The 23,382-nt window shown below is 48.1% G+C and carries 23 protein-coding genes; 12 read left to right on the forward strand and 11 right to left on the reverse strand.

Going from position 1 to position 23,382, the window contains the following annotated elements; translation table 11 throughout:
* The first annotated feature begins 95 nt into the window (after window positions 1-95).
* Window positions 96-320, forward strand: coding sequence for a hypothetical protein (locus Q0577_RS11340; RefSeq protein WP_298736189.1), 225 nt, complete (start codon window positions 96-98; stop codon window positions 318-320).
* An 11-nt stretch (window positions 321-331) separates the two neighbouring features.
* Complete coding sequence (locus tag Q0577_RS11345) at window positions 332-610, forward strand: YHS domain-containing protein (RefSeq protein ID WP_298736192.1); 279 nt, start codon at window positions 332-334, stop codon at window positions 608-610.
* Between the two features lie 96 nt (window positions 611-706).
* Here the strand turns inward: Q0577_RS11345 and Q0577_RS11350 are convergent, their stop codons facing one another.
* A complete protein-coding gene (locus Q0577_RS11350; RefSeq protein ID WP_298736194.1) occupies window positions 707-970 on the reverse strand; it encodes a hypothetical protein in 264 nt (87 codons plus the stop codon).
* Window positions 971-1,256: 286 nt separating this feature from the next.
* Here Q0577_RS11350 and Q0577_RS11355 point away from each other — a divergent pair, with 286 nt between their 5' ends.
* On the forward strand, window positions 1,257-1,673 hold the full coding sequence (locus tag Q0577_RS11355; RefSeq protein ID WP_298736196.1) for a hypothetical protein: 417 nt from the start codon (window positions 1,257-1,259) through the stop codon (window positions 1,671-1,673).
* An 83-nt stretch (window positions 1,674-1,756) separates the two neighbouring features.
* Here Q0577_RS11355 and Q0577_RS11360 read toward each other — a convergent pair whose 3' ends face one another.
* The 4 genes from Q0577_RS11360 to Q0577_RS11375 form a co-directional block, all read right to left on the reverse strand.
* Window positions 1,757-3,112, reverse strand: coding sequence for a hypothetical protein (locus Q0577_RS11360; protein WP_298736198.1), 1,356 nt, complete (start codon window positions 3,110-3,112; stop codon window positions 1,757-1,759).
* A gap of 84 nt (window positions 3,113-3,196) precedes the next feature.
* Window positions 3,197-6,067, reverse strand: a complete 2,871-nt coding sequence (locus Q0577_RS11365; protein ID WP_298736199.1) for a TonB-dependent receptor — start codon at window positions 6,065-6,067, stop codon at window positions 3,197-3,199.
* Between the two features lie 185 nt (window positions 6,068-6,252).
* Window positions 6,253-6,666, reverse strand: coding sequence for a hypothetical protein (locus Q0577_RS11370; RefSeq protein WP_298736201.1), 414 nt, complete (start codon window positions 6,664-6,666; stop codon window positions 6,253-6,255).
* A gap of 182 nt (window positions 6,667-6,848) precedes the next feature.
* On the reverse strand, window positions 6,849-7,679 hold the full coding sequence (locus Q0577_RS11375) for a UDP-2,3-diacylglucosamine diphosphatase (RefSeq protein WP_298736204.1): 831 nt from the start codon (window positions 7,677-7,679) through the stop codon (window positions 6,849-6,851).
* A 148-nt stretch (window positions 7,680-7,827) separates the two neighbouring features.
* On the opposite strand from Q0577_RS11375, the gene Q0577_RS11380 reads away from it, so the two are divergent.
* From Q0577_RS11380 to Q0577_RS11420, 9 genes are all read left to right on the forward strand, one after another.
* On the forward strand, window positions 7,828-8,478 hold the full coding sequence (locus Q0577_RS11380; protein WP_298736206.1) for a DUF47 family protein: 651 nt from the start codon (window positions 7,828-7,830) through the stop codon (window positions 8,476-8,478).
* A gap of 52 nt (window positions 8,479-8,530) precedes the next feature.
* Entirely contained in the window at window positions 8,531-9,538 is a 1,008-nt protein-coding gene (locus Q0577_RS11385; RefSeq protein WP_298736209.1) for an inorganic phosphate transporter, read from the forward strand.
* A 164-nt stretch (window positions 9,539-9,702) separates the two neighbouring features.
* Complete coding sequence (gene rfbA, locus Q0577_RS11390; RefSeq protein ID WP_298736212.1) at window positions 9,703-10,572, forward strand: glucose-1-phosphate thymidylyltransferase RfbA; 870 nt, start codon at window positions 9,703-9,705, stop codon at window positions 10,570-10,572.
* A gap of 27 nt (window positions 10,573-10,599) precedes the next feature.
* Window positions 10,600-11,628: a UDP-glucose 4-epimerase GalE gene (galE, locus tag Q0577_RS11395; RefSeq protein ID WP_298736215.1), complete on the forward strand. Its 1,029-nt coding sequence runs from the start codon at window positions 10,600-10,602 to the stop codon at window positions 11,626-11,628.
* A gap of 53 nt (window positions 11,629-11,681) precedes the next feature.
* Window positions 11,682-12,644, forward strand: coding sequence for a transketolase family protein (locus tag Q0577_RS11400; protein ID WP_298736218.1), 963 nt, complete (start codon window positions 11,682-11,684; stop codon window positions 12,642-12,644).
* A gap of 122 nt (window positions 12,645-12,766) precedes the next feature.
* The gene (locus tag Q0577_RS11405; protein ID WP_298736221.1) at window positions 12,767-13,318 is read left to right on the forward strand and encodes a sigma-70 family RNA polymerase sigma factor; all 552 of its coding nucleotides are present in this window, start codon (window positions 12,767-12,769) and stop codon (window positions 13,316-13,318) included.
* A 77-nt stretch (window positions 13,319-13,395) separates the two neighbouring features.
* The gene (locus tag Q0577_RS11410) at window positions 13,396-14,025 is read left to right on the forward strand and encodes a hypothetical protein (RefSeq protein ID WP_298736223.1); all 630 of its coding nucleotides are present in this window, start codon (window positions 13,396-13,398) and stop codon (window positions 14,023-14,025) included.
* A gap of 24 nt (window positions 14,026-14,049) precedes the next feature.
* Window positions 14,050-14,523: a hypothetical protein gene (locus Q0577_RS11415; protein ID WP_298736226.1), complete on the forward strand. Its 474-nt coding sequence runs from the start codon at window positions 14,050-14,052 to the stop codon at window positions 14,521-14,523.
* A gap of 68 nt (window positions 14,524-14,591) precedes the next feature.
* A complete protein-coding gene (locus tag Q0577_RS11420) occupies window positions 14,592-15,338 on the forward strand; it encodes an MBL fold metallo-hydrolase (RefSeq protein ID WP_298736227.1) in 747 nt (248 codons plus the stop codon).
* Window positions 15,339-15,347: 9 nt separating this feature from the next.
* Here the strand turns inward: Q0577_RS11420 and mrdA (Q0577_RS11425) are convergent, their stop codons facing one another.
* The 6 genes from mrdA (Q0577_RS11425) to Q0577_RS11450 form a co-directional block, all read right to left on the reverse strand.
* Complete coding sequence (gene mrdA / locus Q0577_RS11425) at window positions 15,348-17,303, reverse strand: penicillin-binding protein 2 (RefSeq protein WP_298736229.1); 1,956 nt, start codon at window positions 17,301-17,303, stop codon at window positions 15,348-15,350.
* Window positions 17,304-17,335: 32 nt separating this feature from the next.
* On the reverse strand, window positions 17,336-18,625 hold the full coding sequence (gene rodA / locus Q0577_RS11430; protein ID WP_298736231.1) for a rod shape-determining protein RodA: 1,290 nt from the start codon (window positions 18,623-18,625) through the stop codon (window positions 17,336-17,338).
* A 5-nt stretch (window positions 18,626-18,630) separates the two neighbouring features.
* On the reverse strand, window positions 18,631-20,586 hold the full coding sequence (gene mrdA / locus Q0577_RS11435; protein WP_298736232.1) for a penicillin-binding protein 2: 1,956 nt from the start codon (window positions 20,584-20,586) through the stop codon (window positions 18,631-18,633).
* A gap of 45 nt (window positions 20,587-20,631) precedes the next feature.
* Entirely contained in the window at window positions 20,632-21,141 is a 510-nt protein-coding gene (locus tag Q0577_RS11440; protein WP_298736234.1) for a rod shape-determining protein MreD, read from the reverse strand.
* Window positions 21,138-22,040 carry a rod shape-determining protein MreC gene (gene mreC, locus Q0577_RS11445; protein ID WP_298736237.1) on the reverse strand — a complete coding sequence of 301 codons (903 nt, stop codon included), beginning with the start codon at window positions 22,038-22,040 and terminating at the stop codon, window positions 21,138-21,140. Before mreC ends, Q0577_RS11440 begins: the two co-directional genes overlap by 4 nt.
* A gap of 82 nt (window positions 22,041-22,122) precedes the next feature.
* Window positions 22,123-23,145 carry a rod shape-determining protein gene (locus Q0577_RS11450; protein WP_145710359.1) on the reverse strand — a complete coding sequence of 341 codons (1,023 nt, stop codon included), beginning with the start codon at window positions 23,143-23,145 and terminating at the stop codon, window positions 22,123-22,125.
* Between the last annotated feature and the right edge of the window lie 237 nt (window positions 23,146-23,382).

Consider the following 23,382-nt stretch of genomic DNA (forward strand, 5'->3'; position numbering starts at 1 on the left):
AAAACAATAACTTTTTACATATACGTGCCACCTGGATGCTCACCGGGTGGCACGTCTTTTTGGTGTATATTTGCAGGGTTTTAAAATCCATTAAGATGACAGCTTTATTGAAACAATACAGAAAGGAGATCCGCAATATATTGCTGCTTGCCCTGCTGGTAGCCCTCTTACCCTACCTGCCGCAGGCATTCAGGTTTGCTCAGAGCTTTACGGGCCTGGTGCTCATGATAGGACTTTTATGCGCCTGTGTGCTGGGCCTGAGCCTTAAACTGCACTACCGCATTGTAGTTATGCGCATTAACCAGGAAAATCAGCTTTAAAAACATCACTCATGTATAAAGTATTATTTGCGCTCTCCCTGGCTGTTTTTTTTCTGGCCTGCGGCGCTCCGTCCGGCCAGCAATCAACCGCCACAGAAGATACGACTGCAACTGCCACGGCTACTGTTGCAGTGAATGGTAAGCCAGGTGACCCGGTGTGCGAAATGCCATACGATACCAGCTACCAGGAGTTCAGCATATACAAGGGCGACACGGTACATTTTTGCTCGGTAACCTGCAAAGGGGTATTTGACAAGAACCCGGAGAAATATGCGGCCAAACTGAATTAAGCGCGTTTTACCTGTAATGGAAAAGCTTCCCGCCGTTGAGCCGGGAAGCTTTTTTGTTGATGTATATATGTTCTTTTTAGAAACTATACCTCAAACCTAACTGCATTTGATAACGAGATGCGAAGAAATCCCTGGAATAGGGAGATCCCGGGTCAGACCCACTTTATAGCTGACAGTAGCTACGATACGATGGCGAATATCGAAGTTGGAATAGGCCAGCTGCGGATTATTTGGGTTCAGCGCCTGGTTCAGCTGCCAGTTAGATTCCATGGAGTTACGGATACCATTGGTAATATCCTTTGCCAGACCGTAAGTATAGGCTGCCGATACAATCAGGCCAGGTTTAAAGCGTTTGCTCACCTGGCCGGTAATACTGTAACGGTAACCCTTGGTAGTGTTAGATAGCAGGTACGCATTGGTATAAAGCGGGTTGATCTTGCTGCCGCTGGTTTTTAACTGGTTAGAAATTAGTTCGTTAAACGGGTAAGCTGTTTTGTCCGCATACAGCTTAGATCAAAAATACCGAGCGAATGTTATGGAAATGTTATGGCAATATTATCATTATGATGGCTGCCGGTTCACAATAGTTCCCAGAAAATGTAACAACTTTATCAAAAATTGCGTTTTAATGTTAAATGGCTCCCGTATGAAACTGCCCTTATATGGTATCACCCTTCTTTTAACTGCACTGGTCTTTACCGCCTGCTCAAAAAATGACCAGGAACAGGCTGAACCAGTTGCTCCAACAGACCTTAACGGTACCTGGCAATTAACCAGCAGGTATAATACAGACAGTGCCCGCTGGCTGCCGATCGTTACAGGCGACTCTTCTTACTACATATTCCGCGAAAATGGCACTTATGTATTCCATACCAATAATTACCAGAATGAGGGCAACTATCATCTATCACTGGTAGATAACAAGATTAAACTGGTAACTGCCGAAGAGCCGGCCGGCCTGCAGATAGAGCGGCTGGGCCAAGATGAGATAAGGGTGGATGCCTGGCTCTTTTCACGGGTCGCGGGGCACTCAGGTCGCAAGTTCATCAGAGTACCAAAATGAAACGGATATAAAAAACCGTCCAGCTATAGAGCCGGACGGTATTGAACAGTTTATGAAAATCTACGCTTACGTTACGCTTGATATTAATAATCAGTGTTCTGAGGATCCCAGTTAGCCCAACCCGCAGTCCAGTCCGTTCCATCCATTGCGCCACGGTAAGTTACCTTCTGGAAGAAAGCAGTATTCAGTGAGCCGTCAAAGTTAGCGCCTGTCTTGGCGGGAGATTCGGCTTTCAGCTTCAGGTTGGGAGCAGCAGCAGCAACGTTTTCAATACCAGCAGCAGCAACGTCTGCTAAAACAACGTTAGCGTTAGCCTCACCAGTGGCCAGGGCTTTCAAAGCAGTTGCATCCACAAAAGCAGTTTGATTAGAAACTCTAAAATCACCACCGGCACTGAACAACAGGTTATCTTTCAGTTCTGAAGTACCGTTTTTCAGGCTACCTGCAGGATCTTCACCGTTAATTTCAACAGCAACAGTTTTTGCGTCAATCACGATATTGTTGCGGAACACAAAACGGCTGTTCAGGCCAAAGTGAACGCCTGCGCCATGTTGAGTTTCGCCGGCAGCGGTACCACCTACAAAGGTAAAGTTGGAGATCATCGGCCTGGAGAACAGAGAACCGGCTACACTACCTTTGTTCTCTAATTCAATGCCTCTGGAAGTACCCGCGCCGTCAACAATCTTTGGATCTTTGATGGAGATACCGAATTGCAGAGAACCGGTATAACCCTGGTCAAAATCAAAGTCATCATCGGTAGTTTTGTAAACAATTACATTATTCAGGTTCACGGTTCCACCGAACATTTCAAAACCATCATCACCACCAAAGGAAATCTGTACGTGGTGTATCTGAGTCTGACGGCCAACGCCACAAAGTGTCAAACCGTTGATCTCTTTGTCTTTTTCTATAGCGATACCTGCATATTCAATGCGAACATAATAGAATTCACCGGAGTTATCGTCATCATTCGTACCACCGTAAGCTGCAACACCGGTACCCAGGATGCCGCCTTCGTACTGACCAGTACCATCAGCAGTATTAACCTTAGCGTTACCCGCGATGATAATACCTGCCCAGTCACCTATAGCTCTGGAACCTTTAGCCTGGTTGGAAGTAAATACAATAGGATCTTCGGCAGTACCCCTGGCGTGGATCTGCCCTCCCTTTTCAATTATCAGCGCTGCCTTTGTAGCTTTATCACCTTTAATAACAGTACCAGGTTGAATGGTAAGAGAACCGCCGTTCATTACCCGTACATAGCCTTTCAGTGTATAAACAGTATCTGATGACAACGTTCTGTTTCCTGTTATCTGCCCTTCAACTACACCCTCTTTAGATCCCGTTGGAGGAGGTGTTGGGTTATCATCATCACTACAAGCTACAAAACCCAATGTAGCAGCCAAGAACAAAGCAGCAAAAGATTTCAATTTAATCATGACAGTTTAATTTTTCGATTTACGTGCTAAATTACTTTCGGTGTATTAAGCGTATGTTAAGTGAATGTTATGGATACGCTAACATTAAAATTTATAACCAAATGACATGGTAAGGTTGTAACCGTATTTTACGCTATTGATAAGCTGATCATTGCCTTTGTCGTAGCGCTTGTTATTATTCAGGTCCTGATAGAAGTTTAAACGCTGATTAAGCAGATCGCTCACGTTCAGTTTTAGTTCACCTCTGTTTTTAAGGATCTTCTTGCTAACCTGCAGATCAATCAGGTCACGGGGTGCTTCATAAATATCCGGGTAATCGGCCTGGAACTTGCCACCTACAAACTGTCCATAACCTACAACAGATAAACGGCGGCCAATACGGTTATACAAGACATTTACAAGAAAATCGTTATTCACGTTGGCATACTGAAGCCCACCGTTGATCAGGTAAGGTGATTGCCCCTGCAATGCACGTTTGTTATTGATAGTAAGTAATTGCAGTGAAGAAAAATCGACTTCGGATTTTATCAGCGACAAGTTTGCATAAGCTGTCAGGCCTTGCGCCAGCTTTGAATGATCGCTGATGAATGCCAGGTTCTGACGCACTTCCATTTCTCCCCCGTATACGGTTGCATTCGGAGCGTTGATATAAGACATTGTCTTACTTGCGGCTGTGGCACCGGCATTTACGAACAGCTCGATCGGCTTATCCAGGCGTTTGTAGAAGCCTGAGAAGGACAGTATTTGCCCTGATGCGGGGAAATACTCAAATCTCACATCAAAGTTGTCGATCCGGGTACGCTTCAGGTCAGGATTACCGATGAGCACCACACCGGTTTCAAAATTATAGAAAGGGAAAGGCGCCAGTTCTCTGAATTCCGCCCTTGCCAGTGTTCTGGAATAGCTGGCGCGGATGTTAGACTTGTCTGTTACTGCATAGGTAGCATTCAATGATGGCAGGAAGTCACTATACTTATTACGAACATATATAGGACCTGAATTGTCTGCAGTATTCAGCTTCTCATTGTAATTCTCATAACGAACACCCCATATCAGTTTTAACTTGTCCAACATCTGATTATTGAACATTACATAACCTGCTGAAAGATCGCCACTGGCGTCATACTTGTTACGGGGATCAGTGATCTCGTCCATAATAAAGCCTTCAGGCCCTATATTCTCCGGAGCAAATATCTGGTCAGGCGGTAGGTTCAGCAGTCCAGAATTAAACTGGCTGTAGTCTGTTCTAACATAACCCAACACCCTTGCATTGAAGTTCCGCTTCCTGTATGTTTTCCAGACACCCACTTTAACGGACTGGGTCTGACCTGCAATCTTGAATGGCTGCTGATAATTCAAAGCGCCTGCATACATGTTTTCCGTAAGCTTACTGTAAAACCGCCCGGCAGTAGATGGCGTAGCTACCTGTGGAACAGATGCCTGGTACGGAATAGCATCATTGTCAGCATCGTCTATACCTTTTGAATAATATAATCTTCTCAGGTCAGGCTGATCACGTTTGGTACGGCTAAAAGACAGGTCCCAGGTCAGTTTTGCGTTACCAGGCCCCAGGCGATGATCTCCCTCAAGCATGGTGTTGATCAGGGACTTCTGTGCTACCTCAAACTGCAGGTTCCTCTGCACATAGTCCTGGTCAAAGATACCCGTACGTGCTATATAGTTATCATCAAATGTCTGGTTAAAAATATTCTTCCAGGAAATCTTGGAATTTTTTCTGCTGATGGCAAAATTTGCCAGTGCCCCTGTGCTGGTATTGAAACGATATATCTTATCGTTATACTCGAACAAGGGAATTCCCTTGCCACTGGTATTGTAGTTGATCTCGTTGAAATCGTTTCTTATCTGGTCATTAATGGTGGCACTGTTACGGTAAGAAACAGAGAGCAGCGTACCGAGGGTATAGTCATTCTTCAGCTTATAGGAGTTTCCGTAAACAACCTGCAGGTTCTGGGAAGGCAGCACAGTACCTCTCTTTTCAATACCCCATGTATTCTTGAAATCCCTGGACAGCGTCAGGCGCTGATCACGTGTCATGTTAACATACTCTTCCCTGGTAGAAGGGAAAGAGGACGGAAGCTTTCTCGATCCTTTACCAAACCCGAGATAATCCGAACCATATTTCCTTGCACCGTAAAAATCTTTGAAAGTAGCGTTACTATTGTATCCAATCCCGTAGTTCACCTCAATGGTGCGGTTGGTGGGGAAGTCTTTTGTTTTCATCAATACGATACCACCAGAGAAATCACCAGGCAGATCAGGTGTTGCTGTTTTATTGATCACCACCTGGTCTATCAGGTTCGCAGGAACGATATCAAAGGAGAAAGCCTTGCGGTCAGGTTCAGAGCTGGGCAAGGGTGCGTTGTTAACCAGCGTTGAATTATAACGGTCGCTTAATCCGCGTACAATTACAAACTTGTTATCCTGTATGGAAGCACCGCTCACACGCTTCAATACCTCACCGGTATTACGGTCGGGGGATTTTTTGATCACCTCAGATGATATGCCGTCAGAAACGCTGACATTGTTCTTCTGAAAAGCGTAAAGTGAAGCAAGTGTTTCCTGTTTGAAGGAGCCCCTTATCACCACTTCTTTCAGTTCTTTGGATGTAGGTTCATCCATGATCACATCCAGATTAGTAACAGCGGCCGCTTTTACCACTACATCACTTATTGACTTGGTTTGATAACCCATGTACTTAAAATCCAGTGTATAACTACCTGCGCCTACATTAATAATATACCTGCCCTCAACGTCTGTCACAGCCCCGGTAGTAGTTCCCTGCACCATAACCGTAACACCGATCAATGCTTCACCGGTTTTTTTATCAATTACTTTACCTGTGATTTTGCCGGGATCAGCTGCAAATGAGTTGTGTATAAAACCAAAAAGGAATAGGAATATCCAAAGTTTCGTTGTTAGTTTGCTTTTCTTCATCACCAGTTGATAGAATTTGCGGCAAAACTATCAACGCGCTGTTATCGCAATGTTATGGCAATATTACCAGAATGTTAATTGTTAAGGAATCATTAAAAAATCGTTATCTGTTGTGGCGATCATTACGGGTTTACACGGTGGCAGCCTGCAGTAAGATGAAGTAATGCCGATGATTTTCCTGGAATTTAAAAAGAAAAGCCCGGCGGGGTCTGCCGGCTGTTCAGCAGCATTTCCAGGGTGATCTCCAACGGTGTGCTGCCCTCTTCCCTGGTGCTGTGTTCATAAGCTGCTCCCATGGCGCTTACCTGGTACAGGTGAAGGCTTTTGTTCATAAAGGGTTTGTTGTCTCTTTTGCCGCATAGCTCCAGGCTGACGTTGAAATGGTCCTCCAGCTCCGCTTCAAACTCCCGCAGACTCAATGTTTCGTCAATAGGATACGCTATCAGTCCATCTCCCGCAAAACCTGTTTCTCTGAGGGTATCAAAAGCGCTGGCAGGTTTATTCTTTACATATACCATTACATTACAACAGAGCAGGCGCTGAAACTGCATCTGCAGCAGGGATATGGTCATTAAAGGGTGTAACTTCAGTACTTTCATTTCATTTGGTATTACTGCTTCCCGGCTATATAATTACGGTTCAGGCAAACTTAGCCCGCGATCTTTAATTTAATATTAAGCGCTTGTTATAATTATGTGAAAATAGTATCAAAATCGGGTAATCAACCGGCAGGGTATAATAAGCGGTAGCAGTGGGGAGGTGTTGGCATTAGGTCACGGCTTCATGGGGCCGGGAAGGTGATCACCCGGGATACTTCCCAGGGAAGCGGGGTCTCATCTTCCTCATCGGGTAACACCACCTTTGTTCTGGTAACCGGGTGCTGATATAATTGCCATTGCCCGCTGCTGTATTCCAGCGAGGTAAGGCTTTCTACCCAGTCTCCGGAGTTCAGGTAGGTAACGGTTTTGCCGTTATGCTGCATTTCCTTTATAATAGGTTGATGGATGTGCCCGCAGCACACCACGTCAAATTGTTTGTCAATAGCGATCTCTGCGACGATCTGCTCAAAATCTGATATAAATTTCACCGCCTGCTTCACGCTGTGCTTCACCTTTCGGGAAAAAGACAGCTTCTCCCGTCCCATTTTTTCCAGGACATTATTGACCAGGCGGTTCAGGATGATGAGGATATCATACCCTTTTCCTCCCAGTTTGGCCAGCCATTTGGAATTTTTCATGGTCACATCGTACACGTCTCCATGGAAAAACCAGTGTTTTTTACCATCTACTTCCAGGATCAGCTTGTTATCAATGGTAAAATTACCCAGTCCGAAACCGGCGTACTTACGCAGTGCCTCGTCATGGTTCCCGGTGAGGTAGTACACATCCGTACCCTTGCCGATCATTTTCAGGATCCGGCGGATCACCTTGGTATGCGCTTTCGGGAAATAGCGCTTGCTGAACTGCCAGATATCGATGATATCCCCGTTCAGGATGAGCATTTTAGGGTCAATACTGTCCAGGTATTGCACCAGTTCTTTGGCATGACAGCCGTAGATCCCGAGGTGTACATCGGAGATCACAACTATGTCCAGCGGGCGTTTTTCTGACATTTATATAGGATCAAAAGCTTATGCAAAGGAAAAATTGCTATATTACTTTTATATTACCCCACTGTTAAGGAATTATTAATTCGGCTTTTTTCTTGGAGGTATTGGGGGTGGATAGCTATTTTTGCGGCAAATTTCAAATTACACCTATATGGGAGGCTTCAATTCTTTTGTGAAACTTTTTATGCCGAAAGACAGGGTTTTTTATTCTTTATTTGAGGACGTGGCTGCCAATCTGGTGGAAATGGCCCAGGTGCTGAACGAACTGGTAAACACCAATGACCTGTCCCTCAGAAAAGATAAAGTTCACCTTATTGAACGGCTGGAACACAAGAATGACGACTATACCCACCGTATTTTCGTAGAACTGGGACAGAATTTTATCACCCCCTTTGACCGTGAAGACATTCACTATCTCGCTGCTACCCTGGACGACGTAGCCGATTACATACACGGCTCCGCCAAAAGGATCGACCTGTACAAAGTTTATGAACTGAACGACAGCATCCGCAAACTCGTTGAGCTGATCGGGCTGGGTGTGGCAGAACTGCACAAGGCGATCCCCGAGCTGCGTGATATGAAGAACATGCGCAATATCACAGACGCCTGCGTGAAGATCAACAGCCTTGAGAACCATGCGGACGATATCTACGATATGGCCATAGCCGACCTTTTCAGCACGGAAACCAATGCTGCAGAGCTGATCAAGATGCGTGAAATATACCAGGCGCTGGAGATAGCCACCGATAAATGTGAAGATTGCGCCAATGTGATCGAAACTATCATCATTAAGTACGCCTGATCCGCCGGCTGGACAGGCAGGAAGGTGAATGTTTTACGTAATCTCTCAGACTATGTTTTTTCTAATTGTTATTATCATATTGGCTTTCGTCTTTGACTATATCAATGGGTTTCACGATGCAGCCAACTCTATAGCGACAATTGTATCCACCAAGGTGCTCACGCCCTTTCAGGCTGTGCTCTGGGCGGCAGTATTCAATTTTGCCGCTTTTTTTATGTCAAAGTATATCTATGGGGAGTTCAGGGTAGGTAATACCATCGCCAAATCCGTATTTGAGCAGTATATTACCCTGAAAGTGATCTTTTGCGGGCTGGTAGCCGCTATCGCCTGGAACCTGATGACCTGGTGGTACGGTATCCCCTCCTCCTCTTCGCATACCCTGATAGGCGGTTTCGTTGGGGCTGCCGTTGCCAATGCACACGGCTCATTCGACGTGATCAACTATTCCAAGGTAATGCCCACCGTATATTTTATTGTGCTGGCGCCCTTTATAGGTATGGTGGTGGCCTTTGTGATCACGATCCTTATCGTAAATATCTGTAAGAAGGCCAATCCTTTCCGGGCAGAGAACTGGTTCAAGCGACTGCAGCTGCTCTCTTCCGCAGCCCTGAGCCTTGGCCACGGCGGTAATGATGCACAGAAGGTAATGGGTATCATTGCAGCCGCCATGGTGGCGCATGGTTCTATCGAAAATATTACAGATGTGCCCAACTGGGTGCCTTTGGCCTGCTTCACGGCCATTGCGCTGGGCACCATGAGCGGCGGCTGGAAGATCGTAAAGACCATGGGTACCCGTATTACCAAGGTGACACCGCTGGAAGGTGTGGCTGCTGAAAGCGCCGGTGCTATCACGCTTTATCTCACAGAATCGCTGGGTATTCCCGTAAGTACCACCCACACCATTACCGGATCTATCATCGGCGTTGGCGCAACAAAACGCCTCTCTGCCGTACGTTGGGGCGTTACGGTAAGCCTGCTCTGGGCATGGATCATGACCATCCCCATCAGCGCCATGATAGCCGCTGCAGTATATTTTGTCGTAAATCTTTTTATTAAATAAGAAAGAAGGGCGGGTCTGCGGATCCGCCCTTCTGCTATATGCCCCAACTTTTCTTATTAAAAATTCCGATCTAGCCCCTATTTTTGTGAGATTTTGTTAAAATAGCGGATCATTCGCTGTTACACCTTTAACCATAATTAATTCATTAATTAATTCATTGACAGATGAAAGGCATCATTCTGGCAGGTGGCTCCGGTACCCGCTTACATCCCATCACATACGCTATCAGTAAGCAGATCATGCCTATTTACGATAAGCCCATGATCTACTACCCCTTGTCCACCCTGATGCTTGCAGGTATAAAGGATATACTGATCATCTCCACCCCGCATGACCTGCCCGCCTTTAAACGCCTTTTTGGCGATGGCAGCCAGTATGGCCTCCAGCTCAGCTATGCCGAACAGGCTGAGCCCAATGGACTGGCGCAGGCTTTCGTAATTGGCTGCGATTTTATTGGCAACGACAAAGTAGCCCTGGTATTGGGCGATAATATATTCTATGGCGCAGGTTTAGGCACCCAGCTGGCCAACAACGTGGATCCGGACGGCGGTATCGTATACGCTTACCACGTATCAGACCCTGAACGCTACGGGGTAGTTGAGTTTGACGATAATATGCAGGCGGTATCTATCGAGGAGAAGCCTGAACAGCCCAAATCCAGCTATGCCGTACCCGGCCTGTATTTTTATGATAACGAGGTAGTGAACATTGCCCGCGATCTCAAACCCAGCCCCCGCGGCGAGTATGAGATCACTGACGTGAACAGGGAATACCTGCGCCGCGGTAAACTGAAAGTATCCATTCTGCCCCGTGGCACTGCCTGGCTGGATACCGGTACCTTTGATTCACTCATGCAGGCTACCCAGTTTGTACAGGTGATAGAACAACGCCAGGGCATTAAAATAGCCTGTATCGAGGAAATAGCCTTCCGTAAAGGCTTTATTACCAGGGAACAACTGCAGCAACTGGCAAAACCCTTGCTGAAAAGCGGTTACGGGCAATACCTGGAAGAGGTACTGAAACAAAAAGTTTGATCACAAAGAGTCTAAATTCTATACACCATGAAGGTTCTTGTTACCGGTGGTTGTGGTTACATTGGTGCGCATACCATTGTAGATCTGATCAATCACGGCTTTGATGTGGTTTCTGTGGACAGTAACATCCGCAGTACCACCCAATTATTGGACGGCATTGAAAAAATTACCGGCAAAAAGATCCATAATTACAAAGTAGATCTTTGTAACCTGGAAGATACACATGCCGTTTTTCATGAGAACCGCGATATATGCGGCGTGATCCACTTCGCTGCATTGAAAACCGTTCCGGAATCAGTAGCAGAGCCGCTCCTGTATTTCCATAACAACCTTACCTCCCTTGTTAATATCCTGAAATGTATCCAGGAGTTTAAGATCCCTAACTTCGTATTCTCCTCCTCCTGCTCTGTTTACGGCAATACAACGGCCCTGCCCGTGGTAGAAGAAACGCCCCTGGGCGAGGCTCAGTCGCCCTATGCCCGTACCAAACAGATGGGAGAACAGATCATCCAGGATTACAGCAGGGTAAACGATACGCAATCCATCCTGCTGCGTTATTTCAACCCCGTAGGCGCGCATCCCTCCGCCCTGATCGGGGAGCTGCCCCTGGGAAAACCAGACAACCTGGTGCCCATGATCACCCAGACCGCTATCGGCAAAAGGCCCAAAATGATCGTGTTTGGCCATGATTACGATACCCGCGACGGCTCCTGCATCCGCGACTATATCCATGTGATGGACATTGCCAATGCCCATACCCGCGCCCTGCAATACCTGCTGGACAAAAAGAACGGCAGCAACTGCGAGGTGTTCAACCTGGGCACCGGCAACGGTGTAACCGTACTGGAAGCCATCAGAGCCTTTGAAAAGATCTCCGGTGTTAAGCTGAACTACGAGCTGGGCCCCCGCCGCCCCGGTGATGTGATCGCTATCTACGCCAATAATACCCATGCCCGGGAAAAACTGGGCTGGGAGCCTAAAACCGGCATTGAGGATATGATGCGTACCGCCTGGCAATGGGAAGTAAGCCTGCGGGATAAAGTGCTGAGTAATTAGTATATCAGCGCATTAATAACTATTTTTACGTTTACAATAATAGCATCTGGTATATGGTAAAAGATATTCAACCCTTAAATGAAAAAGAAACACGGGCAGGATTTGGAGAGGGTATCCTGGAAGTAGCCCGTAAGAACCCGAATGTGGTGGCGCTTACCGCTGACCTCCTGGGCTCCATGAAACTGAATGCCTTTATTAAGGAATTCCCGGATCGCTTTGTGCAGTGCGGTATTGCTGAGGCCAACATGATAGGGATCGCCGCAGGTATGACCATCGGCGGTAAAATACCTTATACCACCACCTTTGCCAACTTCTCCACCGGCCGTGTGTACGACCAGATACGCCAGTCTGTAGCCTACTCAGGCAAGAACGTAAAGATCTGTGCGTCTCACGCAGGCCTTACCCTGGGCGAAGACGGTGCTACCCACCAGATCCTGGAAGATATCGGCCTGATGAAAATGCTGCCCGGTATGACCGTGATCGTGCCCTGCGATTTTAACCAGACCAAAGCCGCTACCATCGCCATTGCCGACCACCAGGGCCCTGTTTATCTTCGTTTTGGCCGTCCCAAATGGCCGAACTTTACCCCCGAGAACCAGACTTTCGAGATCGGTAAAGCACAGGTACTGCATGAAGGTACAGATGTGACCCTCTTTGCCTGCGGTCACCTGGTATGGCTGTCTGTTGAAGCCGGTAAAATACTGGAAGAAAAAGGCTATAGCGTAGAGATCATTAATATACATACTATCAAACCGCTGGACCAGGAAGCCGTACTGCGCTCCCTGAAGAAAACCGGCTGCGCCGTTACCGCTGAAGAGCATAACGTGCTGGGAGGCCTGGGCGACAGCATCGCACAGGTAGCCGCCCGTCATCTGCCCGTGCCGATCGAATATGTGGGTACCAACGATACCTTTGGCGAAAGCGGTAAACCGCTTGACCTGCTGAAGAAGTACGGACTGGATCCGGAGCACATCGTAGCCGCAGCTGAAAAAGCCATTAGCCGCAAACAAAAATGATGTTGCATATCAGATTAAACTTTTAAATAAAAAATCCATCTATAGATGGATTTTTTATTTAAATTCAAAACTAACAGGATAGAACAGTAACAATGCGCAGACGCGCGTCCATTTAACCTACCATGGCCCTTACACAGGATGATAGAGCACTTTTGGCGTTATACCGGCTACCGGATACCAGGGAGAGGGGTTTTACTGCTATTATCCAGAAATACCAGGAACGGCTATACTGGCATATCCGCCGACTGGTAATAGACCATGAGGATGCGAACGATGTGCTGCAGAACGTGTTCATAAAGGTCTGGAAGAACCTGGAAGGGTTCCGGGAAGATGCCCAGCTATTCACCTGGCTCTATAAAATAGCCACCAATGAATGCCTCACCTTCCTGGAACAGCAGAAAAGAAAGTCCTCGGTATCTTTGTCTGATATCGAAACAGGCCTTAGCAATAAATTACGAGCAGATAGTCAGTTTGACGCCAACAAACTGGAATGGAAACTACAAAAAGCCATTCTAAGCCTACCGGAAAAACAACGCGTTGTATTTAACCTGCGGTATTATGATGAAATGCCCTATGAAGAAATGAGCCGTGTGTTGGAAACCTCCGAAGGCGCCCTGAAGGCATCCTACCATCATGCCGTTAAAAAAATAGAAGAATTTATAAGAAACGGTTAAAAAAAGCCGGAGTTAGATAAATAATAACGTAATTACCCATTAAACTATTGTCCACCACCATCGTCTAAAATACTATGATGAACAAGGGGAATGACATAGCGAAAGAACTGGAGGAGATAGTTCCCGGTCTCCATTTGCCTCCAACCCCACCTTTCGAGGTGCCGGCAGGCTATTTCAACCAGCTCCCGGAGCAGGTACTGCAACGTATCCGTTCACTGGAAGCTGAGACCGTAGAGGAAGAACTTTCTGCACTGTCCCCCTTGCTGTCTGCAGCTCCCCGGCAGCTGCCCCTGAGCGCTCCGGAAGGCTATTTTGATGGTCTCAGTACCAGGATCATGGCTGGTATATCCCAGGAGCAGGATACCCCTGCCCCTGCCAGGGTAGTTCCCATCCGTTCACGCAGGCGCTATCGCTTATGGGCAGTGGCTGCCAGCCTGCTGGCCCTCCTGGGGCTCAGCACCTTGTTCCTGTTGCGTAACAACAACGGCGCAGGTAGTTTCGAAGCACAGCTGGCAGGCGTGCCTGACCAGGCGATCCTCGAATACCTGCAGTCACATTCTGATGCATTTGACAGGGAAGCCATTCTGGCAAATGTATCCGGTGTAGAAGATGTAGCGGATGAATTACCTAAAATATCGACTAACCTCGACGACCTGCCGGCTGAAGAGATCCAGCAATACCTGGAAAGCGCTGAATGGCCCAACTGAGGTGAAATATTAGCGAATTAATCCATGAAACATTTTAACATACAATCATTTATTGTCGCACTGTTTCTTTGCCTGTGCATACAGGCAAAGGCCCAGGACAAGGACAACCCTGAACTGAGAGATAAGATCAAATCTGCAGAAGTGGCCTACCTTTCCCAGCAACTGAACCTGACCCCCGAAGAAGCACAGAAATTCTGGCCCATCTATAATAACTATACCCGCGAAGTAGAGCAGTTAATTGCAGAACGCAGGCGCAACCGGCAATCAGACAGAAAGGATGATGAAGCTGCCCGCAGGGCGCTGAATACGGAAATGGATATTGAACAGAAAATGCTGAATGTACGCAAACGCTACAACCAGGAGTTCCTTAAAGCTTTGCCTGCCCGTAAAGCCGGCAACGTATTTAAGGCCGAACGGGAGTTTCGTGGTCAGCTCATCCGCCAGCTAAAGGAACGTAGCGCAGTAAACAGGAATAACCGCCGCTTCAACCGGAATTAATGTACGGGAATTCCAGATGTGGAATCTGGAATTTGGGTATTGGAATTGGGAATTTGTAATTTTACAGGATGGCACGTATTATTCCTTTATCTGAAGGATCTTTTACAGTAGACGCAACAAAGCAGTTTATTCCTTTCGATGATAAAAAAGATACCATGCAGCAACGTAATCACGGTTCGCTGCTGGTAGAAATCCAACCCTTCCTGGTAATTACAGATCGCGACTATATTTTGCTGGATACCGGTCTTGGCTTCCGTAATGCCGACGGCGTACTGCAACTGCACCAGCACCTGATCGATCACGGCGTAAACCCCATGGAGATCACTAAGGTGCTCATGAGCCACCTGCATAAAGACCACTCCGGCGGCGTAAGCATGCTGGACCCCGTCAGCGGTCAGCGCAGCCTTTCCTTTCCCCAGGCTACCTATTATGTGAACAGGCAGGAAATGAACTATGCCATTGAAATGGATGGCAAATCCTACCACGCAGAAGACGTCATCCTTTTACAGCAACGTGATAATGTAGTATTTGTAGACGGCAACGGCACAATAGACGGTTATATCCACTATGAGCACAGCGGCGGTCACTGCCCCCATCACCAGGTGTTCCTGATAGATGACGGCGAAGATAAAGTGTTCTTTGGTGGCGACGAGGCGCCGCAGATATCACAGATGAAGAACCGCTTCATCGCCAAATACGATTACAATGGCAAACGCGCCATGGAACTGCGCCAGGAATACCTGGAACGCGGCACACGTGAAGGCTGGACCTTTGCCTACTATCACGATACCAAACTGCCTTTCGGAAAGTTTTAAAGCTGCATGCTATTTACGGAAATACACATTGAGTATTTCGTCTGTTGTCATTTTGGCCGTAGCGCCGTTCAGTGAATCCAGCTTGGACTTTACACGTACAATGGGGTCTATGGTATTATAATCCAGCATGGTCTTCATCAGCGGCTTTCTTTTAACGGAGATGGTGTCTTTCAGGTACTTCTCCATCATCAGGCTGGCAATCGGCGCTGCATAGGTACCGCCGAAACCGGAATTCTCGACGATCACCGCAATCGCGATCTTAGGGTTATCCCGTGGAGCAAAGGCCACAAAAAAGGCATGGTTCTTCATCTTCTTCAGTTCCCCGTTCACGATCGCATTGTTTTGCGCCGTACCCGTTTTACCGCACACCACCACGTTCTCTATCTGTGCAATGCGGCCCGTTCCATGTTCCACCACATCTTCCATTCCATATATCACAGAGCTGTAAACGGTATCAGACACATGCGCCACCGTATGCCGTTCTTTATATTTTGCTAAAAGGCTGGACTGATCATTATCAATATGCTGCACAAAATGCGGCAGGTAATAATATCCTTTATTGGCAATTATACACATGGCATTGGCCATCTGCAGCGGTGTAACTGCGACAGCGCCCTGCCCCATCCCTACATACAATTCTGAGCAGGAGTTCCAAAGGCCGTTATAGCGTTTGTTCATTCCAACGGTATCAATAGCATAACCTGCATACTCTCCCGGAACGTCTACCCCCAGGCGGTGGCCCAGGCCAAAAGCGCTCATATACTCAAACCATTTCTGATGCCCTTTCTTCACACTACCCCACTTCCGCGCATCTACCGCCAGGCGGTACAGGTTCACAAAATAAGAGTTACAGGAGTGAGAGATAGCCAGGCGCAGGTTGGCGGCGTGTCCTGCTTCCGCATGTTCGCAGCCAATAGTGCGGCCGCACGTAGTATAGGCGCCATGACAGGCGTAACCGTAATTGGGCGTGATCACCCCTTCATCCAGCGCTACCAGCGCCATCAGCGGTTTCATGGAAGATCCGGGAGGATAAGTGCCCTGTATGGCGCGGTTAAATAATGGTTTGGTGGTATCTGTGAACAGCTTGCTGAAATTGCGGGTTCTGTAAGAACCGGTCAGCAGGTTGGGGTCAAAAGTAGGACTGCTCACCATAGCCAGGATGCCGCCGGTTTGCGGGTCTATCGCCACCACGCTGCCTATCTTGTTACGCATCAGCCTTTCGCCCAGTACCTGCAGGTCAATATCCAGGGACAGGCGCAGGTTTTTCCCTGCAACAGCCGCCGTATCAAACTCACCTTTTTCATAAGCGCCCTGCGGACGGTTCAGGTTATCTTTTACCAGGTACTGAATACCCCGGGTTCCCATCAGCACATTTTCATATGTTTTCTCCAGGCCCGTCATACCCAGGTAATCACCCATCTGGTAAGCGCTGTAAGCCTGCTTAGCCAGCATTTGCGGAGACACCTCGCCGATATAGCCCAGGATATTGGCGGCAGCCGCATAAGGGTAAGAGCGGATCTGCCGTTGTACCAGCTCAAACCCCGGCTGAAACAAGTACATGCTCTCCTGCAGCCTGCCAAAAGTTTCGGGCGGCAGCAGCGCTGCAAATACCGACGTTCTTACCCGGCCGTTCCTGATAATAGCCGCCACCATCCTTTTCCTGAACTCTTCCCGGTCAATGTCCAGTATCCGGCAGAGATAACCGGTGTCAATATTTTTAACGCTGCCGGGCGTTACCACCAGGTCATACATCACATCGTTACGCAATACGCTCTGGCCCTTACGATCGTAGATCATACCGCGGCTGGGATACACTACTTTACGCAATACCGCATTGGCATCCGCCAGTTTGGAATATTTCTTTTCAATTACCTGTAGAAAGAACAAACGGGCTACAACAAGGATCACCATTCCAAGGATGATCAGCTGCACCACTCTTTGCCTGGGCTGATTGTAAACAGACATGTGACTAAACGGTAAAACTAAACCTGAGATAATTAGCGCAGCACCATTTGCCTGTCGGCATCCAGGCGGAGCATAATAAACAGCAGCATGGTGAAGGTCATGAGTGAAGATCCTCCATAACTGACAAAGGGAAGCGGTATCCCAATCACCGGTGCAAGACCGATGGTCATGGAGATATTGATGGCCAGGTGAAAGAAGATAATACTGGCCACGCCATAGGCATATACACGGCTGAATGTCGATCGCTGTCGTTCCGCGATAAAGATGATCCGGAAAAGCAGGGCCACAAACAGGCTAAGGAATATGAGACTGCCCGCAAAACCGAAATCTTCCCCGATGGTACAGAATATGAAGTCGGTACTTTGCTCAGGCACAAAGTCAAAACGTGTTTGCGTACCTTTCAGGTATCCTTTGCCCCAGAAGCCCCCGGAACCAATAGCGATCATACTCTGACGGGTATTGTAGGTAGCCTTGGGATCGTTCTCCTTACCCAGCATCACCTCAATACGCCTTACCTGGTAGTCTTTCAGCACCTTGGTAAAGGCAAAAGGCACAATGAACATCACGAAGGCAGAGCAGAAGGCCCACACAGCCAGTATCAGCAGCAATCGGCTGCGGCTCCGCTTGATCTCACGCCGGCTGAAATAGATCACCAGCGCCGTGATCACAGAAAAGATGATGAACAATATATTTTTGTCTACCAGCAAGGCGCTCAGCACCAGGATGATCCCCGAAAAAGCTATCACCAGCAGTAAGCCTGGCAGCCCCTCCCGGTACATTACCAGGAAAAAGGCAAAATATACCAGCGCAAGGCCGGTTTCATCCTGGAGGATGATGATCGCCGCCGGGATCAGCGCCAGCGATGCAGCGATCAACCTGGAACGTAGTTTATTAAAATCCGTTTCCAGTGACGACAGGTATTTGGCCAGCGCCAGGTTGGTACAAAGCTTTGTGAACTCCGCCGGCTGAAACTGGAAACCACCAATCACCAGCCAGGAATGGGAGCCCTTCACATCCCGCCCGATACCCAGTACCAACAACAGTAACAGCAAACCAAAAGCATATAAAAGATTGGCCGTAGCTGTAAAGAACTTACTATCCGTTAACCATATAATAGTTGCCAGCACCAGTGAAACACCCCACCACATCAGCTGCCGTGAATAGTTCTTGTTCAGGTGCATGATGTTGTACCATACATTATCACCCTCCCGGTGCTCCGCCGCAAATATCGACATCAACCCCAGTATTACCAGCGCTAGATACAGCCCCATTACAGGCCAGTCAATTCCTTGGGTAAGCTTTATCTGCTGACGATCGTTCATATGGTTTAGTTACGGAAATAAATGTTAAGTATCTGATCTGTTGTCATTTTGGCCGTTGCGCCGTTCAGGGAGTCCAGTTTGGACTTTTCCCGCACAACAGGGTCCAGTGTATTGTATTCCAGCATATTTTTCACTACCTGCTTGCGCTTCACGGAGATCGTATCGTTCAGGTACTTTTCCATGATCAGGCTGGCGATGGGCGCAGCATATGTACTGCCGAAACCGGAATTTTCAACGATCACGGCAACGGCGATCTTCGGGTTGTCGCGCGGGGCAAAAGCTACAAACACCGAGTGGTCTTTCAGCTTTTTAAGCACCCCGTTCACAATGGCATTGTTCTCTGCAGTACCGGTTTTGCCGCAGACCGTAATGCCTTCTATCATAGCCGCGCGGCCGGTACCTCTTTCCACCACATCCTGCATACCCAAAACTACGGAACTATAGCTGGTATCAGATACATGCGCAACGGTATGACGTTCTTTATATTTAGCCAGCATTTCTCCGTTGTCATTATCTATGCTCTCTACAAAATGCGGCAGGTAGTAATAGCCCCTGTTGGCAATGATGCACATGGCATTGGCCATCTGCAGCGGCGTAACCACCACGGCGCCCTGGCCCATACCAACATACAGCTCTGAACATGAGTTCCATTGATTGTTATAGCGTTTATTCATGCCAATGGTATCAATGGCATAGCCGCTGTACTCACCGGGTATGTCTACCCCCAGGCGGTGCCCCAGCCCGAAAGAGCTCATATATTCAAACCAGCGCTGGTGTCCTTTTCGTATGCCGCCAAACTTGCTGGCGTCTACCTCCATCCTGTACAGGTGCACAAAATAGGCGTTACAGGAGTTGGCAATGGCCAGGCGCAGGTTGGAGGCGTGGCCGGGATTGGAGTGGGTACAGCGGATAAAACGTCCGCAACCGGAGTAGCCGCCACGGCAGGGATACCCGAAAGAAGGTGTTATCACCCCCTCGTCCAGCGCTACCAGCGCCGTGAGCGGTTTCATTGCGGAACCCGGCGGGTAGGTGGCCTGTGTGGCGCGGTTAAATAAAGGCTTGGTGGTATCTACAAATAGTTTGCTGAAATTGCGGGTACGATAGGAGCCTGTCAGCAGGTTAGGGTCAAATGTAGGACTGCTTACCATGGTCAGGATACCGCCGGTTTGCGGGTCTATAGCTACAATGCTGCCTATTTTGTTGCGCATCAGCCTTTCGCCCAATACCTGCAGATCTATATCCAGAGACAGGCGCAGGTTCTTCCCTGCAATGGCCGCGGTATCAAATTCCCCTTTTTCGTAGGGCCCCTGCGGACGGTTCAGGTTATCCTTCACCAGGTACTGGATGCCGCGTGTTCCCATCAGCACACTCTCATAGGTTTTCTCCAGGCCGGTCATACCCAGGTAATCGCCCATCTGATAAGCGCTGTAAGCTGGTCTGGCCAGCATCTGGGGCGATACCTCACCAATATAGCCCAGGATATTGGCAGCGGCAGAATAAGGGTAGGAACGTATCTGGCGCTGTACCAGCTCAAAGCCGGGCTGAAACAGGTACATGCTTTCCTGCAGCTTGCCGAACATATCGGGCGGCAGCAGGGGTGCAAATACAGACTGCCTTACGCGGCCGTTCTTGATAATGGCGGTTACTATCCGTTTTCTGAACTCTTCCCGGTCTATCTGTAATATCTGGCAGAGGTAATTGGTGTCAATATTCTTAACGCTGGCAGGGGTTACCACCAGGTCGTACATCACATCGTTGCGCAGCACACTGCGGCCTTTGCGGTCATAGATCATTCCACGGCTGGGATACACCACCTTACGCAATACCGCGTTGGCATCCGCCAGCTTGGAATATTTCTTTTCCACTACCTGCAAAAAGAACAACCTGGTAACGATGAGCAGCACCATTCCGAGGATGATCATTTGTATTACTCTTCTCCTGGGCTGATTATAAACAGACATCTAAGTTCTTATAGTAAATTCCGACACGAAATTAAAAAGTATCTCTTACTTCTTCGAAAAGAACAGCAGCTCATACAACACGATCAGTACCAGGCTGGCGATCGTTGAAAACAGGATCTTCAGCAGCAGGTAACCCAGGTTTCCAAAGCCAAACACCTCCAGGGTGAAAAGCGCCAGGTGGTGCAGGAACACCAGTATAGACACGTATATCAGGAACTGCGATACCCCCATACTGATCATGGAAGGGGTTTTCATGTTCGTTTCAAAGCCTCCCTGCGGCGACAGGATATTGATGATGAAGGGGCGCAGGTAAGCCATAAAAACACAGGCAAATGCATGTATGCCCATGGTGTTCATAAACATATCAAGGCTCAGGCCCAGCAGCAATCCCAGCAGCATCAGCGCCGGACGGGGTATATTGAATGGCAGCAGCAGGATGAACAACATGTACAGTTCAAGGCTGATGAGCTGATGCACCAGTATTTTGTTCAGCACAAATACCTGTAACAGCAGCAGCAGCACAAATCGGATAATATTACGTAACAATATGCTCATTTGATCAGGCTGTAGGTTGAATCCTCCAATCGTTGTTGTTCGTCCTTCAGAAGATTATCTATTACATACACATATTGCAGGTTATAGAAATTGGTAGCCAGCTTCACCCGGATAGTGTAGGCTGTGCTGGATTTATCCGCCAGGGCAAATGTGTCGATATATCCTACCGGGATGTTCTCCGGGAACAGGGCAGAGAAGCCGCTGGTGATCACGGTATCTCCTTTCTGCAGCTTAACGCTCCTTGGTATGTCTTTCATGATGGCATAGCCCGGGTCAGCGCCATCCCAGTATACGGTGCCTATTTCACGGCCTCTCAGCAGGCGGGCGCTCACGCCAAAGTTGTTGGAGCCGGTGCCCGAGCTCTTGGCCAGCAGTGAAAGGATCACCGCGTAATTATCGCTTACACTCCTTACCATACCCACTACGCCGCTGGGCCCTACTACACCCATGTTCGGACGGATGCCCTGCAAACGGCCGCGGCGGATGGTAATATAGTTCATGGCCCGGTTCACTGAGTTATTGATCACCTTGCCTTCCCGGTACAGATAACGGCGAAGCTCCGTGCCCGTTAACCGGTGCGAGGTGTCTCCGCTGAAATGACGGATGGTGTCCGTCTTTACAATGTTACCGGTCAGCATGCTGTCAAAGCTGCTGCGCAGCATATTATGCAGGCGCGCATTCTCTGTTACCAGGCTGTCGTTGGTAGCTTTTAAATGGAAATAGTATTGTACGTTGTTATAGCGATCGTACAGTTTACCGCTTACAGTGTTGGCAGAATTGAGGTAGGCGGTTCTCTGAAAATTATTGTTCCGGAAAACCATCACGATACAAATCACTTCCAGCAGCAGAAATAAAAAGAAGTTGAAGTAACGCCTTAAGAAAATGACTAGATTTCGCACCTTGTTAAATTGAAATTCCAAACTCCAAATACCAAATTCCAAACGTGGGCATCCGGAATCTGGGAATTGGGATTTTTCAAATCTACTGCATCAGGAACGGATACTTACCTACATGCTTCAGTGCGATGCCGGTACCCCTTACCACGGCGCGCAGCGGATCGTCTGCCACATGTACGGGCAGCTTTATCTTCTGGGCCAGGCGTTTGTCCAGTCCGCGCAATAACGCACCACCACCGGTGAGGTATAAGCCTCTGCGGTAAATATCTGCAGCCAGCTCCGGCGGTGTGGTTTCCAGCGCCTTCAGGATGGCTTCTTCTATCTTGAATATGGATTTGTCCAATGCTTCTGCGATCTCCTGGTAAGATACCATGATCTGTTTGGGAATACCGGTTACAAGGTCACGCCCGTTCACAGGCACATCATCCGGCGGATTATCCAGCTCTTTCAGCGCAGAGCCTATCTGTATCTTGATCTGTTCAGCAGTTCTTTCACCTATCAGCAAGCTGTGGTAACGGCGAAGCGCCTCCATGATATCTGCCGTGAACTCGTCGCCGGCGATACGGATACTCTGGTCGCACACAATACCAGCCAATGCTATAACGGAGATACCAGTGGTACCACCGCCTATGTCGATGATCATGTTACCTACAGGCTCCTCTACATCAATACCTATACCCAGCGCAGCAGCCATGGGCTCATGGATCAGAAATACCTCTTTGGCGCCCGCCTGCTCGGCAGAATCGCGTACGGCACGCTTCTCCACTTCCGTAATACTGGAAGGGATGCAGATAACCATACGCCAGCTGGGCGAAAACAATGGCTTCTTGGGATAAACCAACTTGATCATTTCACGGAGCATTCCTTCTGCCGCGTTAAAGTCCGCTATCACACCGTCTCTCAGGGGACGTATGGTACGCAGGTACTCATGCGTTTTTTCGTGCATCATCATGGCCTTTTTACCAACCGCCACAATTTTGCCGCTCGCTCTCTCGATGGCTACAATGGAAGGTTCATCCACCACTACCTGGTCATTGTGTATAATCAGCGTGTTCGCTGTGCCAAGGTCTATCGCTATTTCCTGCGTTAAAAAGTTAAAAAAGCCCATTGTTTGATACGGTCAAAAATTAGAATGCAAAAATGAATAATTCCAACGAATATACGATCCAAAATCTGGATGTTTAAGCAATAATACGCTTAAATATTAAAAAATCTTATTTATTGTATCTGTTAGCGTCTTACAGGCGACTCCCGATGCCTGTCCGCTAGAACGCCCTAACCATCTAAAAATTGTCTGAGTGACTAAAAATCAATCTGCTGTATAACGCCATCATATGCTGATATG

Origin of the sequence: uncultured Chitinophaga sp. (assembly GCF_937898475.1) — a bacterium.
Taxonomy (GTDB): domain Bacteria; phylum Bacteroidota; class Bacteroidia; order Chitinophagales; family Chitinophagaceae; genus Chitinophaga.